Here is a 15,626-nt window from a genome sequence, read left to right as displayed (position 1 = left end):
TAAGAAAACATGGCCTCGCTTTGCTTAATCATTTATAAATTATAACTTTATAGTAGTCTATTAGCCCGCTTTTCAAGAATATTAGCCTTTCTGTAGCTTATTTTCATCATAGGAGATTTCTCTTTCGCTCCCATCCCTTATGCCCTCCCCTGCACTATCGAAATGACAATTTTTTGCAAAAAAAAGCCCTCCCTTGGGTTTAAGTTTACCCATAAAATTAAGGAGCGTTATCTGCATGACTAAACCCGAGCATCAGAGATTGGAAAAAAGAATACCCTTTCCATAGGGTCTGCCATCCAGGCAGGCCTTTTTGTTTAAATCCTTGATGACCTCCCATTCTACCCATTAATAGCAACCACCATAGTGCTGTATAAGGTTTTGCTATTGTTGCGTCTATCGGCTTCAAGTATTTCCCTGCTATCTTTTTCGCCAGCAGCTGCTCTCTGGCATCGGTTACAATAGTTTCAAATGGTGCATCATGATCGTTTTGTGCAAAATACCTGCTCCTTAATAGAACGACGGCTGTTAATGCAAGCAGGCCGATCCCATTGGTCAAGGTTTCCCGGGAATCAAACTGTCGTTTTTCAATGCTACAGCCGGTTTTATAGCATTTATGGAAATCCTCAATAACCCAGCGTTTTGAATAGTACCCCGCTATCACTTCATGAGTATAATCATCAGCAGGCAAATTGGTTAATAAAAACCATTCTGCTGGTTCTTTTCTATCTGCTGCCTGTTCTTGCTGTAGTTCTTTGACCCAAACACATCGCACCGATTTATCAACACCTTTAATATGGATCTCTCCATGACTGATCGTGCAATTTGCCTGATAGGATTTTCCTTTCTCATCAATCAACCGGCGCTCAATGATATCGCCTGTATGCAATGATGGCATAAACGTAAATAGCTTTTCTGCTGATAATTTGCCTTCCGCATTGGTAAGTATCCTGTTTTGTGCTGCCCTGATAATAAAATATTGTCCATCATGGCTATTGGCTGCATTAATGATATCTGCAATATCGGCTTCCCTATCCATCAGGTGAATCAACGACCTGCCGGTTTGTTTACTAAATTCAACTCCCGTTGTAATCGCATTAATCCATTTTTTTGATTCTTTATCCTCCGGTGTCCTGGCTTGTTTATATTTTTCCCGCTCCCTATGAATAACCTGTTGGTGAAGCAAACCCAATGGTATGGCTTCTGCATCAAGCAACAACCCGTGATGCAACAGAAACCCGTTTGAATGTTCTGTTTGTGTATAGCCTAAATCTAATACTTTACGACTGTGATAGTCTGTCAGCATGGTATCCTGTACTAATATCCATGGGGTACTTTTATCCTGCTCTTTTGAGTACTGAACTAACCCGGCCTGATAACCCGAGATAAATTTTGAATGACTAACTGATTTATTATTGAGCAGCCGGTATAAGCCCTTTAACTGATGTTGATCTTTAAACAGATTTGGGAAACTACGAGATGGATCAGAGGAATTTAATACCGAAATAACCTGCTGATAACGGCTTTTCCTGTCTAAATGGTTAAATTCAATCCCATGCATCTGTAAAGTTATACATCTTGATTCTTCAAATATCCCCATTAGGGACACTAAGATAATTTTTTATTTTATGGGTAAACTTAAATTCAGGGGAGGGTTGGGTGGGGCTTATTCCGGTTCCTGCTGGCTGAGGCAGTGGAAACTGCCGAGGCCCCAGATAATATCGGTGCTGTCGATGCCGACAACCTTGCGGTCGGGGAAGCATTGGGTTATTATGTCAAGTGCTTTATCGTCGTTCTTTGAACGGTACGTCGGCACTATCACAGCCGAATTGGCAATGTAGAAATTAGCGTATGATGCAGGTAAGCGCGTATCCTCATAAATCACCGCGTCGGGCATGGGCAGCTCAACAATGTTAAGCTGTTTGCCGTTAAGCAGGCGCATGGTTTTCAGTGTTTCGAGGTTTTCCTGCAGGATGGGGTAGTTCTCATCGTTCTTGTCTTCTTCAACAACGGTAACAACGGTATCTTCGTTTACAAAGCGGGTGATATCATCGATATGGCCATCGGTATCATCGCCGATAATGCCATCGCCCAACCAAAGGATCTGTTCGGCTCCGTAATAGTTTTGCAGGTAGCTTTCAATTTGCTGCTGGTTAAGCTGCGGATTACGGTTTTTGTTGAGCAGGCAGGCAGTGGTGGTTAAAATGGTGCCTTTGCCGTTAAAATCAACCGAGCCGCCTTCCATCACAATCCCCGGGTTAAATACAGGCAAGCCAAAATGGCTACCTATTTTGGTAGGGATCACATCATCCAGGTCGAATGGAGGGTACTTGCCGCCCCATGCGTTATAACCCCAATCAACAATGGCTTTTTGCCTGGTAGTTGGATTTATCAAAAACGCCGGACCGTGATCGCGGCACCAGGCATCATTAGTAGGAAACTCAAAGATCTCTATTTTGTTCAGATCGACCCCTGCATTTTGCAACTGGAAAATAACGGAGGCTTTCATATCCTCGTTAACAACGTTAATACGCACCAGTTCCTGTTCGCTTACCACTTTTATAAAAGCGATATAAGGCGCATAAATTGTATCGATCTTGCCCGGCCATGAAGCCTCCTTATGTGGCCAGCTTAACCAGGTAGCGGTATGTTTAGCCCACTCGGCAGGAAAATGGAAGCCTTGCGAGGCGGGTGTAAGTATAGTTGATATTTGTTGGCTCATAATTTGGTAGTGCAAATGTAAGGGTATTACCTGATATCAAAAACGTCATTGCGAGGAACGAAGCAATCCCCTATATACAGAGCGGCCTTGCATTGCCAACCTGCCAATTGGGGATTGCTTCGTACCTCGCAATGACGCGTGTGTTATATTAGTCCTCGTCAAGCAAACGCTTTGTAATCGGCTGATAGCTATCGATCCTTCTGTCTCTCAAAAATGGCCAGTGGCTCCTGTAGTAATCAGATTTATCCAGATCCAATTCCTGCACTACCACTTCCTCATTATCATGCGATGTTTGGTGAATGATAGCGCCGAACGGATTGGCGAAGAATGAGCCGCCCCAGAATTTTACGCCGGCTTCTTCGCCTACACGGTTAACACTTACTACGTGTACACCATTAGCTACCGCGTGCGAGCGCTGGATGGTTTGCCATGCATTGTATTGCTCAACGTTGGTAGCTTCGTCCTGCGTAGTGGCCCAGCCAATTGCAGTTGGGTAAAACAATATATCGGCACCCATTAATGCGGTGATGCGTGCTGCTTCAGGGTACCATTGGTCCCAGCAAATCAATACGCCAACGCGGGCAAATTTGGTATTAAATACTTTGTAACCCAGATCGCCGGGGGTGAAGTAAAATTTTTCGTAAAAGCCCGGATCGTCGGGGATATGCATTTTGCGGTATTTGCCAAGGTAGCTACCATCAGCATCAAGCACTGCAGTTGTGTTGTGGTAAACACCCTGGGCACGTTTTTCAAACAATGAGGCTATGATCACCACATTAAGCTCGGCAGCAACCTTTGAAAGCTCATCGGTTGATGGGCCCGGGATAGCTTCGGCCAACTTAAAATTGTCGTAATCTTCAACATCGCAAAAGTAAAGCGACGTAAAAAGTTCCTGTAAACAAACTATTTGCGCGCCTTTAGCAGCCGCTTCCCTTACTTTAACAATTGCCTTTTGCAGGTTCTGCTGTTTATCAGCAGTGCAGGTCATTTGTACTAAACCAACGTTTACTTTACTCATCTCCAAAAAATTTGCGCAAAAATAACACTTTGTTGTTAGGATTTCACCGATTTGATATATGATTACACAGAGTTGAATATTTGATTACATGGTTATGTTTTTAACTATGGAAACGATAAATTAATCAAGCGAAAAATCGCTCTATAATAATTAGCTGATTTACTGGTTTTAATATTTGTGAAAACAAAATGAATAAAAATTGTTAATTGACTATCCTGTACATCCAAATAAAAAAATAACATAGCTTTGCAGCCGAATGACACAACCAGAAGACATCATTGACGAAGGTGCCGAACACAAAACCTGGAAAGGTAAGCTTTGGGGCGTAGTAAAAGTAATCCTTATCATATTAGTAACCGGTGGTTTGCTTTACTGGGTTTTCAGTAAGGTTCCGTTTGCGAAAATTAAATATCGCTTAGTCCATGCCGACCGTGCCTGGCTTGCAGCCGCTATAGCCTGTTATGTCGGATCGATGCTTTTTTCGTCATGGCGGTTATTAAGCTATTTTAAGTCTATCGGTTTACGGCTCGACTGGCGCTTTAACCTACGCCTATATTTTCTTGGCTTGTGCTATAACGTGCTATTGCCCGGCGGTATCGGCGGCGATGGCTACAAAATTTACCTATTGCATAAACGCTATAATTTGCCAACCAAAAAAGTATTCTGGGCTATCCTGTTTGATAGGTTGAGCGGTTTTTGGGCTATAGGTGCTATTGTAGTAGGCCTGGTTATTTTAATACCGAGTTTCCCTTATCACCTGGGCTGGCCGCTTGGTATTGTATCGGTTGGTTCTGTGATCTATTACTTTGTAGCCCGTAAGTTTTTTAAAGAATATACCCACAACTTTTTACAGGCGCATTTAAAAGCCATAGGCGTACAAAGCATGCAATTGCTTACCATTGTTTGTTTACTGCTTGCGCAGGATTTCAACGGTAAATTTGCTCCATATCTGCTGTCATTTCTTTTTTCATCCTTAGCGGCAATTATTCCGTTTAGTTTAGGTGGCGGCGGTATCCGCGACGCGTTGTTCCTTACGCTGGCCCGTCAGTTTAACTTAGCCGAAGATATGGCGGTTTACCTGAGCTTCGGGTTTTATCTCATCTCAATTATTGTGGCTTTATTTGGAGTATATTATGTACTTGTTCCTAAACGTCTGGACGCCGGGCTTAAAAAAGGAGAAGAACCAAAGATGGAAAATCATCCTATAGAAGAATAATATTCTGTTTTAAATCTAATTTCATAATAATAGACTGAAGTTTGTTTTCATGGCAACCAACTGCTAAACTTGGCGTTATATTATAAATCGTCAGTTTATCAATGAGCCATTTTAATGATTTTAATAATCCGCAGGTTGCGGCATTGCCCGGTCATTTAAAGCAATTTATAGTCGACCAGCATTACGAGCACTATACGCCCATTGACCATGCGGTGTGGCGTTACGTCATGCGCCAGAATTACAGCTATCTTAAGGATGTTGCCTATTACCCGTATATCCCTGGTTTGCAAAAAGCAGGTTTAACTATTGAGCATATCCCTAATTTACAGGAGATGAATGATGCCCTTGGCAAAATTGGCTGGGGTGCGGTTACAGTTGACGGCTTTATCCCACCGGCCGCCTTTATGGAGTACCAGGCCTACCGGGTACTGGTTATAGCGGCCGATATCCGTCAGTTAAAACATATTGAGTATACCCCGGCACCCGATATCATCCACGAATCGGCAGGGCATGCGCCTATTATTGCCGATAAGGATTACCACGAATACCTGAGCTATTTTGGGTCGATAGGGGCTAAGGCTATGTTTTCGGCGCAGGATTTTGAGCTGTATGAAGCTATCCGGGCCTTATCGATATTAAAAGAAATGCCCGATGCCGATGAACAGGAAATCATCAAGGCAGAAGAGTTGGTAAGCTATTGCCAGAAAAACATGGGCGAACCATCAGAAATGGCCCTATTGAGCCGCCTGCACTGGTGGACGGTAGAATACGGCCTGATCGGAACCCTTGAACAACCAAAGATTTACGGGGCCGGCCTGCTTTCATCAATCGGTGAAAGCTCAACCTGTATGAAAAAAGATGTGGCAAAGCTATGGTACACCATTGATGCCGTGAAGTATAGCTATGATATTACCAAGCCGCAACCACAGCTTTTTGTAACCCCCGATTTTCAAAACCTGATTAATGTACTGGAAGAGTTTGCTGATACCATGGCTTTTAGAAAAGGCGGCGCTTACGGTTTGAAAAAGGCTATTGAGAGTAAAAACACCTGTACTGCGGTTTATAGTTCCGGTTTGCAGGTTTCAGGCACCATTACCGATTTTAAGGCAGATGCCGGCGGCAAACCTTATTTTATTAAAACTACAGGCCCCACAGCATTGGCCTTAAACAATAAACAGTTAAAAGGGCATGGCAAAGATTACCATAAGGATGGGTTTAGCTCGCCGGTTGGTAAGCTGAAGGGGTATCATGATATTGCTTTGGAGGATTTTTCGGAGGATGATCTGGCAGCGGCAGGTATAGTAAAACAGCAGGAAACCGAATTGCATTTTGAAAGCGGGATTAGGGTAAAGGGCAGGGTAAGAGATATTTTATTTTCAGATGGTAAGATCAGGCTAATCACTTTTGAGGAGGTTACCGTTACAGATAAAAAAGGAACGGTACTATTTGACCCAGCCTGGGGTGTTTATGACATGGCTGTTGGTGAAGAAATTATTTCAGTGTTTTGCGGCGCAGCCGACAGGGAAGCTTACGAAACCATAGTTTATAAATCAAAAACAGAAACCCATCATGCTCCGCACGATCATAAAAGTAAAGAGCTGCAAAAGCTTTACCGGCAGGTACGCAATTGCCGTGTTAACCAGGGCGACTATGGTTTTTTAGGCAACGTATGGCAGCAACTGCAAAAAGACCATCATGACGACTGGCTTTGCGCCCTCGAGATCCTGGAAATGCTGGATCATGAAGGTATAGAACCCGTATTGGCCAACGAGATAAAGCATTTTCTTGAACAAAAAGGACGTAATGAGCCTGAATACGGTAAGCTCATCAGCGATGGTTTTTACCTTATCAAGCATCCCGTTGAGCAAAAATTGGTAGTTTAGCAAAACGATATTTATTGATATAATTGCTGATGTCAAAACTAATTGTCATTGCGGACATTTAAATCCAGCGGACCATGGAGGAGAAATGACATTGAACCAATAAGTTTTTGTCATTCTGAGCGATAACGAAGAATCTTCTTAGATAGGCAGAGCCGTTATACAGAGCGAAGAAGATGCTTCGTTCCTCGCAATGACGCTTAAATAGGAAATTAATTAACAAACAATTATTCCCCCTTTAGGGGGTTAGGGGGCATATGAACATCATAATAACCGGCGCCAGCAGCGGCGTGGGCTTTGAAGCCGTAATTGAACTTATACTATCGGGCAGTCACAAAGTGATAGCGCTGGCCCGCTCACAGGATAAACTGGAACGTTTGCTGGAGATAGCTCACGGCTTAAATCCCGATTGCCAGTTGTTTGCCTTAAAATTTGACATTGTTCATGATGATTATGAAGGCTTGCAGCAGTTCATAGCATCGCATTTTGATAACCGGGTTGATATTTTGATCAATAATGCCGGTGTGCTTATCAATAAACGGTTTACTGAATTGCTTGAGACGGATTTTGTGGAGATGCTGCAAAGCAATTTTATTGGCCACGTGCGTGCTACCCAGGCATTGCTGCCTTTAATGCCTTCAGGCTCGCATATCCTTAATATTGGTAGTATGGGAGGTTTTCAGGGCAGTGCTAAGTTTCCGGGCCTGTCGGCTTATTCGGCAAGTAAGGCAGCCTTGCATACATTAACCGAGTGTTTGGCTCAGGAATTGGCCGAACAGGGTATCAAAGTAAATTGCCTGGCTTTAGGATCGGCACAAACCGAAATGCTGGAACAGGCTTTTCCAGGTTATGAATCGCCTGTAATGGCGTTTGAAATGGGTAAGTACGTTGCCGATTTTGCTTTAACCGGAAGCAAGTTTTTTAACGGAAAAATAATACCTGTAGCAGCAACTACTCCCTAAATATTAGATAATATTGCAAACATTTTTATAACTTAGTTATTATAAATATGTTATGCCTGCAGCAAATGGATACGAGGTTTACATTACTTTTCACTCATTCAAAGGACATTTTTTTTGTCATGGATATAAATGGTGTAATCCTGCATACCAACCATGCTTTTCGCAATACTTTTAATTATACCGATGAAGAACTAACAGGTTTAAATATTGCTGCAATTTGTCATCCTGCAGATAAAGAACGCCAGGCAGAATCACAGGCGAGCCTCCTGCTTCATAAAAAGTTGATTGGTTATCAGAGCCGTGTAAAAGCAAAAGACGGGTGTTATTTTAGCATTATCTGGTCGGTTATATTGAACGAGGATGATAGCCTTGTTTATTCAAACGGTAATACACTTGCCGGCATGCTTGGACAACCGGGAGATGATATCGTACAGCATACTATCCAGAGCCTTAATGAAGGTTTTGTGGTACTTGATGCCAATTGGAGTGTAACCTCTTTTAACCCGGCTTTCCAGGCAATGGTTAACCTTAGTTTGGCCGAACTGGATCATGCCAATTTAATGGAGATAAAAAGCCTTGGTTTAACCGAAAGGGTTGAGAGTGAGTTTCAACTTGCTTTAACCTTCAAAAAAACGATACAGGTACAGTATTTAAATACACATTCAAACAGCTGGCTGCGCATCAATATATACCCTTACCGTAATCAGCTGGCTGTTTTTATACGCGATATAACAGAAATAAAAATGCAGGAATGGGTATTGGAACTTGAAAAGAGGGTATTGGAGTTAAACGCCACATCAGAATACACGCTGGCGCAATCTGCGACCGAACTGCTTAGGGGAATTGAAAGGATCTTTCCAGATATGATCTGTTCTGTTTTGGAAGTTGATGATGCACAGGAAAAACTGCATTCACTTGCCAGTCCACGATTGCCGCAAGCTTACAACGATAAGTTAGAAGGTTTATCGTTGGGGCCAAGTTCAGGATCATGTGGTACATCGGCATTTCACCGTAAGCAGATCATCGTAAGCGATATTGAAAATGACCCGCTTTGGGCCGATTATGTCCATCTTGCCAGGCCATATGGTCTTAAGGCTTGTTGGTCATCTCCTGTATTGAGTTCTAAAAACTCAAAAGTTTTAGCAGTATTTGGCATTTATTATCATACCGTACGTGAGCCCAATACTGACGAACTGAATATCATTGAGCGTACGGTGAACATTTTGAGGGTACTGATAGAAAGCAAAAAGACCGAAGACAATATCCGTGAGCAAAATAACCGCCTGCAAACAATTGCCAATATCAGTTCGCATGAGTTGCGCAAACCGGTAGCTACTATTTTAGGGTTGGTTAATTTATTTGATAACGATGATCTTCAAAATCCCCTCAATAAAGAGATCATCAGCCATATCGATACTACATCACAACAGCTTGACGGGGTTATTCACTCCATAGTTGAAAGAACTGCATATATTAAAGCTTTTGGGGCCGATGCGTAGGTTTTAAAAGTTAAGGGTGCCCGGATCTTAAATGTTGCAGTTACATAGTGCCAATAATAAACTCATCTGCCTGAATGAAATACTGCTTTATCTTGCTTCTTTTCCAATTGCTGAGTATTATCTCTTTTGCCCAGGTTACCACGTTTACTATCGACAGCAGCAAATTAAATAGACCTTTGATGGCTGTTTTGGACACCATTTACCAATTAGATCAATCCGTAAGGATTAACTACCTGCAGGCAAAACGGAATAATGAGCGCACTGATATTGTTGATAGCCTGCAGGAGGTTATGCACAAAACCGACAGGCAAAATTTGATCCGGGTAAATGCGATACTGACGAAATACGGCTGGTTAGGCCCGCAAAAAGTTGGTATTACAGGCAGCCAGGCTTTGTTTTTGGTAATTCAGCATGCCGATCTGCAAACGCAGCAAAGCTACTTGCCGATGATCAGATTGGCGGAGAAAAACGGCGGGATACTATCAAGCAACCTGGCTATCCTTGAAGATAGGATCAATATGCGGACCGGTAAAAAGCAAATTTACGGCAGCCAGGGATTTACAGATAGGCAAACTGGCAAAACTTACATTTATCCTATTACAGACCCCGATCATTTAGATGAAAGGCGCAAAGCCATGGGCATGCCGCCAATGAAGGATTATGCAAAAAACTGGGATGTAGAAGCTTATAAGAAAGAACTTCCGGAAATAGAAAAGATAGTTCAGGAGCAAAATATAAGATAAACCAATTAATTATCATGGTTGCCGGATGGGTAATTATAAAGAGCTACCTGAAGTTTAAAACATAATGTTTTAAACTTCAGGTGAAGGTTGTTCTTCCTTTGGCGATACCTGTCCCCGTGAATCAACCGATCGTACCCGCCAGTGCCCCACAGCTTTAGGCGTATCACCATTTGCTCTTCAGCCTTTAACGCCAACTTTTAAAAATTCATTAACTACTATTTCGGATACGTAGCGTTTGATGCCGTCCTTATCGGTATAATTACGATTGGCCAGTTTGCCTTCTACCGCTACCTCATCACCTTTTTTAAGCAGGTCTTCAGCAAGTTTGGCTTGCGGGCCCCAGAAAACAAGGTTGTGCCATTGGGTATCAGTTATCTTTTCGCCTTTATCGTTTTTATAACTTTCGTTGGTGGCTATGGAAAGGCGTACCATTTTTTTATTACTATCAAATACTTTTACTTCCGGGTCCATGCCTAAGTTGCCTACAAGGCGTACACTGTTTCTTAATGAGTTCATCGTTTTAATATTTTACTGTTTAATGTTGTTTGAATCAACGATACAAAGGTGGGGGAGAGCGAAAAAATTAACCGGATATTAACCGTTTATAGTCGATAGTATCCGTTTGTAAGCGTTTGCAAACGGATAAATTAATCGCTACCTTTATAAAATGAACCAGGAAAGAGTTTGCTTAGACTGCGGTACACCATTGCAGGGCCGTGCCGATAAAAAGTTTTGTAATGATCTGTGCCGCAATAATTACAACAATCAGCTTAACAGCAACAGCTATAACCTGGTGCGTAATATCAACAATATCCTTCGCCGCAATCGCCGTGTACTGGAAGAGCTGAACCCAAACGGTAAAACCAAAACAACCCGCAAAAAACTTACCGCAAAAGGTTTTGATTTTGATCATATCACCAGCATCTATCAAACAAAAACCGGGTCGACCTATTTTTTTAATTACGAATATGGATATTTGTTGTTAGATAATGATGAAGTGTTGCTTGTGAAACGAGAAGGAGAAAGAGAGTAAATATATTGATTAATCTTATCTGCCAAAATTTAAATGATGAAATCGTTGATCTTAATTTTCCGGGCAATATTTTTAATGTTATTATGTTTGAGCACTTTCTTTTGGTTTATATATCACGGAAGTGGTCATGAAGTACCTTTGGAAACCGATAGAGCTTTTGAATATAGCATTGGGACATTGCTGATTATAACAACTGTGCTTTTTGTGCTGGCGCGAAAATATGGGAACGTGGAAAAATAATCCGGCATACATGTAAGTTACTGTCACTAATTTATTGGTGTATGTTTTGAAGTGCCCAAGATTTTTTAATTCCACAAATAGCGGTTCGGAAAAAGCAGCTCCCGTTTTACCCTCAAAATACCAACTAAATCGTGTAAATAAGTTAAGAGCATAAATGGGCCGTTGAAATTCCGTATTTTCCGTTAAAATCATCGTCTGTACAACAACAAAATCGCGATTAACCCCAAATAATCGGTTTCAACAGATACCAGGCAGCGGAAATAAAGAAAAAATCCAATTCTCTATAGATTTAATAGCATTTGCAGTTTAATATTTTGATAATTAATACTTAACTGTTGTTTCATTCGGCTCTTTATGTTTTCAATAAATTTAAGTACGTTTGGGGAAATGTAAATTTTTAATTTTTGACTGATCTTACTAATTTAAAATGAAATTATTTATTAAGAAACCGATTGCCCAATTAATGGCTGCTTCGGCAGAAACAGAGAAATCGCTCAAGAGAACCTTAGGCGTTGGCTCACTTATAGCACTCGGTATCGGCGCAATTATAGGTGCCGGTATTTTTGTTCGTACGGCAGCAGCGGCAGGCCAGCATGCAGGTCCCGCGGTTACCATTTCTTTTTTAATTGCAGCTGCAGGTTGCGCCCTGGCGGGTTTATGTTATGCCGAATTTGCCAGTATGATCCCTATCGCAGGATCTGCATATACCTACTCTTACGCTACCATGGGCGAGTTCATTGCCTGGATCATTGGCTGGGACTTAGTGCTTGAATATGCGCTTGGTGCCGCTACCGTTTCTATAGGCTGGTCGCAATATTTCAACGCCTTTCTGGAAACCTTTTTTCATACGCATATACCTTTTGCGATATCCCATTCGCCGTGGGAAGTTTCTACCACCACCACGGGTATGTATGCTAATGAATTGGGTACACATGGAATAATAAATCTCCCTGCCATTTTTATTTTGCTGATGCTTACACTGCTGCTCATCCGTGGTACTGCAGAATCTGCCATTGTGAATAACGTTATCGTAATAGTAAAAGTAGCCATCGTATTAATGATCATAGGTTTAGGCTGGCACTTTATTAATCCGGCCAACCATGTACCATATATGATCCCGGCTGATGCAGGTACTGTAAATACCAACACAGGCCCCGTAAATTATGCTGATACATTTAATCATGGCTGGCTTGGTGTATTGAGAGGGGCAAGTGTAGTGTTCTTCGCTTTCATCGGCTTTGACGCCGTATCAACCGCAGCGCAGGAAGCAAAAAACCCACAAAGAGATATGCCAAAAGGTATCTTAATATCACTGGTTATCTGTACCGCGCTTTATATACTGTTCTCACACGTTTTAACAGGACTGGTATCTTACAAAGAGTTTTTAATACAAGGTAAGGAAGCATCTGTAAGCTATGCCATCAAAGCGGCAATGCCGGGTTATGGCTGGCTATCATCATTGGTTACAGTATCTATTTTGGCAGGCTTCTCGTCGGTTATTTTAGTGATGCTTATGGGCCAAACCCGTGTGTTTTATACCATGAGCACTGATGGCTTAATTCCATCTATATTCTCTAAACTGCATCCAAAATTCCGTACGCCGTACAAATCACAATGGTTATTCTTTGGCTTTGTATCCCTGTTCGCCGGCTTTATACCCGATAGCGTAGTGGGAGAAATGGTTAGTATAGGAACTTTGTTCGCATTTGTCCTGGTTTGTTTAGGGATCTTTATCCTGCGCAAAACAGACCCGGATATTGTTCGTCCGTTCAAAACTCCATGGTACATGGTTGTTTGTCCTTTAGGTGCTATAATTTGCCTATGTATGATTGCCAGCGAAGGGTTAGAAAACTGGTTAAGGCTGATAGGCTGGTTACTGATAGGTTTTGTAATTTACTTTGGATACAGCGTTAAACGTTCGCATGTAAGGCATGGTAAAGTTGAAGCTGCAAATGACCCTATCAATCCTAAATTCCTTGAATAGTATAACAATGTTATCATAAACAAAAAAGGTTCTGAATATTCAGGGCCTTTTTTGTTACATTCCCTTTTTTATACGTTGAAGCCAATAAAACCGCTTAATGAAGGGCGATAAAAACCTGTGGGTATTAGTATTTGTATGTGTCATCAACTCGTTGGGGTTCGGCATTATTGTACCGATACTTTACTCGTACGGTAAAACCTTTGGCGTTACCGGCGAAACATTAGGGATCCTTACTGCTTCATTCTCGGTAGCCCAGTTTTTTGCTACACCTGTTTTGGGCTCTTTGTCTGATAAGTGGGGGAGGAAGCCTTTACTGGTGATTAGTCTGGCAGGTACCTGTATCTCCTTCATTCTTTTTGCCGAGGCCCGGAGCATGATCATACTTTTTGCAGCCCGGATTCTGGATGGGCTTACCGGTGGTAATGTATCCGTAGCGCAAGCCATGGTATCTGATACGGCCACGCATGATAACCGGGCAAAAAGGTTCGGTATCCTGAGCTCGGCTTTTGGGTTTGGCTTTGTGATCGGGCCGGCTATAGGCGGCTTCCTGAACAGGTATGGTATGCAGGTGCCTTTCTATTTTGCGGCAGGTATCTCGCTTATTGGCACGCTATGTAGTCTGTTCTTTCTGAAAGAAACCAACCCTCCTGATAAAACAAAAAAGGATTCAGAAAAAACTAAATTCTCGTTCACTACATTAGCAACTGCACTTAAGCGACCGGTTATTGGTACGGCCGTATTCACCGGTTTTATGCTTACCATGGCACAGTTTACCATGATCATCGGTTTTCAAACTTTTAGTGTTGATGTATTAAAGATCACGCCCACGCAAATCGGGATCCTGTATGCAGGTTTTGGGATCAGTGGTATCATTATGCAGCTTTGTGTGCCGCTGTTCACCAAATGGTTTGCGTCTAAATCAATGATCCTGCTGCTCTCTACTTTTCTTTGCTTCGCGGCGATGTTTGTAACCGGGCTCACCAACCATTTTATTCCTTTTGTTACGGGCATCTGTATTTATGGGCTATTTAACGGCCTGCGCAACCCCATGCTCAACGCAATTATTGCAGATCATATTGATCATAAGGAGCAAGGCAAAATATTGGGGATCAATCAGTCGTACGCTTCCATAGGGCAAACGCTGGGTCCGGTTACGGCCGGCTTTGCAGCTTTGCTATCTGTACATGCTATTTTCTTCTTATCTTCATCCTATATTTTAGCTGCGTTTTTGCTGAGTTTCCGTTTAAAGAAAAAAGAATAAATCCTACATGTTATGCCGCACCCGTTTATAATTAAAGAGATCATTTCGGTTACGATGATCCTTTTTGCCATAATTGATATTTTGGGTGCTATACCGGTAATTATCCAGCTCAGGCAGCGTGTTGGCCACATCGAATCGGAAAAGGCAAGTATAGCCGTGCTGGTACTTATGGTTACGTTTCTTTTTATCGGTGATGAGCTGCTGGCTGTAATAGGGCTTGATATCTCCTCTTTTGCTATTGCAGGCTCCCTGGTGATTTTTATTATCGCGATGGAAATGATATTAGGTGTGGATTTTTTTAAAGAAGAACTGCCGCAGGCTGCGTCAATTGTGCCGCTGGCCTTTCCGCTTATTGCAGGGGCCGGTACCATGACCACGCTGCTCTCCCTTAAATCGCAATATCAAACACAGAATATCCTCGTAGGCATCGTGCTAAATACATTGGTGGTATACCTTGTGCTTAAAAATGTAAAATGGCTGGAAAGACTACTTGGGCCAATAGGCTTGAGCGTGCTGCGTAAAGCGTTCGGGATTATTTTATTGGCGATAGCTATTAAGCTTTTTAGGAGCAATACGCATTTGTAGCCCCCGGATTTATTTGAATATTTTAACCTAAACCAATGGACGAAGAACTAAAAAGGAAAGCTTACCTGCAAGCTTCAAGATTAAAAAACGAGGGACTTGATAACGAGGTTATTTATGCCCGGCTCGAAAAGCAGGGTATACCTGCTGATTTGATAAAGCAGGTATTAACGAATTTGACTATTCAAAAAATAATTGACGTTAATGATGCGCAAAAGCCATTCTTTAATTTAGCATTATTAAAAATAGGAATCGGTGTTTTTTTAGCTATTGTTTCAATGGTGATTTTACCCGGTCAGGTTATTTTACCTATTGGCTTAATTACAGGGGGGATTGTTACAGCGGTGATAAAAAGACCAAGATAAGATTTTATAAGAGGTGCTTGCGGAGGCACAAGTCAGCCTCCACGCTATCCTTCGCTCAAGACTTGCGCCAAAAGGGTGGGTAGATACATTAAAGTCATGTCATTGCGAGGAGCAGCCGGGGAAT

The 15,626-nt window shown here is 42.1% G+C and carries 14 protein-coding genes; 10 read left to right on the top strand and 4 right to left on the bottom strand.

The window, feature by feature from the left end; genetic code table 11:
* Nucleotides 1-217: 217 nt before the first annotated feature.
* The 3 genes from ACFFGT_RS21610 to ACFFGT_RS21600 form a co-directional block, all read right to left on the bottom strand.
* Entirely contained in the window at nt 218-1,597 is a 1,380-nt protein-coding gene (locus ACFFGT_RS21610; protein ID WP_377024591.1) for an IS4 family transposase, read from the bottom strand.
* Between the two features lie 66 nt (nt 1,598-1,663).
* Nucleotides 1,664-2,719, bottom strand: a complete 1,056-nt coding sequence (locus tag ACFFGT_RS21605; RefSeq protein ID WP_377024590.1) for an agmatine deiminase family protein — start codon at nt 2,717-2,719, stop codon at nt 1,664-1,666.
* 148 nt (nt 2,720-2,867) lie between these two features.
* Nucleotides 2,868-3,737, bottom strand: a complete 870-nt coding sequence (locus ACFFGT_RS21600) for a carbon-nitrogen hydrolase (protein ID WP_377024589.1) — start codon at nt 3,735-3,737, stop codon at nt 2,868-2,870.
* Nucleotides 3,738-3,993: 256 nt separating this feature from the next.
* On the opposite strand from ACFFGT_RS21600, the gene ACFFGT_RS21595 reads away from it, so the two are divergent.
* The 5 genes from ACFFGT_RS21595 to ACFFGT_RS21575 all read left to right on the top strand — a co-directional run bounded on the left by ACFFGT_RS21595 (nt 3,994) and on the right by ACFFGT_RS21575 (nt 10,037).
* Complete coding sequence (locus tag ACFFGT_RS21595; RefSeq protein ID WP_377024588.1) at nt 3,994-4,953, top strand: lysylphosphatidylglycerol synthase transmembrane domain-containing protein; 960 nt, start codon at nt 3,994-3,996, stop codon at nt 4,951-4,953.
* Between the two features lie 101 nt (nt 4,954-5,054).
* Nucleotides 5,055-6,836, top strand: coding sequence for an aromatic amino acid hydroxylase (locus tag ACFFGT_RS21590; RefSeq protein ID WP_377024587.1), 1,782 nt, complete (start codon nt 5,055-5,057; stop codon nt 6,834-6,836).
* 254 nt (nt 6,837-7,090) lie between these two features.
* Complete coding sequence (locus tag ACFFGT_RS21585) at nt 7,091-7,795, top strand: SDR family NAD(P)-dependent oxidoreductase (protein ID WP_377024586.1); 705 nt, start codon at nt 7,091-7,093, stop codon at nt 7,793-7,795.
* Between the two features lie 47 nt (nt 7,796-7,842).
* Nucleotides 7,843-9,294, top strand: coding sequence for a PAS domain S-box protein (locus ACFFGT_RS21580; protein ID WP_377024585.1), 1,452 nt, complete (start codon nt 7,843-7,845; stop codon nt 9,292-9,294).
* 74 nt (nt 9,295-9,368) lie between these two features.
* A complete protein-coding gene (locus tag ACFFGT_RS21575; RefSeq protein WP_377024584.1) occupies nt 9,369-10,037 on the top strand; it encodes a DUF6624 domain-containing protein in 669 nt (222 codons plus the stop codon).
* Between the two features lie 177 nt (nt 10,038-10,214).
* Here the strand turns inward: ACFFGT_RS21575 and ACFFGT_RS21570 are convergent, their stop codons facing one another.
* The gene (locus tag ACFFGT_RS21570; RefSeq protein WP_377024583.1) at nt 10,215-10,553 is read right to left on the bottom strand and encodes a single-stranded DNA-binding protein; all 339 of its coding nucleotides are present in this window, start codon (nt 10,551-10,553) and stop codon (nt 10,215-10,217) included.
* A 151-nt stretch (nt 10,554-10,704) separates the two neighbouring features.
* On the opposite strand from ACFFGT_RS21570, the gene ACFFGT_RS21565 reads away from it, so the two are divergent.
* The 5 genes from ACFFGT_RS21565 to ACFFGT_RS21545 all read left to right on the top strand — a co-directional run bounded on the left by ACFFGT_RS21565 (nt 10,705) and on the right by ACFFGT_RS21545 (nt 15,502).
* Entirely contained in the window at nt 10,705-11,070 is a 366-nt protein-coding gene (locus ACFFGT_RS21565; RefSeq protein WP_377024582.1) for a hypothetical protein, read from the top strand.
* A 667-nt stretch (nt 11,071-11,737) separates the two neighbouring features.
* Entirely contained in the window at nt 11,738-13,294 is a 1,557-nt protein-coding gene (locus ACFFGT_RS21560; RefSeq protein ID WP_377024581.1) for an amino acid permease, read from the top strand.
* A 97-nt stretch (nt 13,295-13,391) separates the two neighbouring features.
* Nucleotides 13,392-14,555 carry an MFS transporter gene (locus tag ACFFGT_RS21555; RefSeq protein ID WP_377024580.1) on the top strand — a complete coding sequence of 388 codons (1,164 nt, stop codon included), beginning with the start codon at nt 13,392-13,394 and terminating at the stop codon, nt 14,553-14,555.
* A 12-nt stretch (nt 14,556-14,567) separates the two neighbouring features.
* The gene (locus tag ACFFGT_RS21550) at nt 14,568-15,140 is read left to right on the top strand and encodes a MarC family protein (protein ID WP_321555034.1); all 573 of its coding nucleotides are present in this window, start codon (nt 14,568-14,570) and stop codon (nt 15,138-15,140) included.
* A 35-nt stretch (nt 15,141-15,175) separates the two neighbouring features.
* A complete protein-coding gene (locus ACFFGT_RS21545) occupies nt 15,176-15,502 on the top strand; it encodes a hypothetical protein (RefSeq protein WP_377024579.1) in 327 nt (108 codons plus the stop codon).
* Nucleotides 15,503-15,626: the final 124 nt, after the last annotated feature.

It is taken from the genome of Mucilaginibacter angelicae, assembly GCF_042434235.1.
Taxonomy (GTDB): domain Bacteria; phylum Bacteroidota; class Bacteroidia; order Sphingobacteriales; family Sphingobacteriaceae; genus Mucilaginibacter; species Mucilaginibacter angelicae.
Note: the sequence above shows the minus strand (reverse complement) of the source record. Positions and strands in the feature narration are given on the sequence as shown.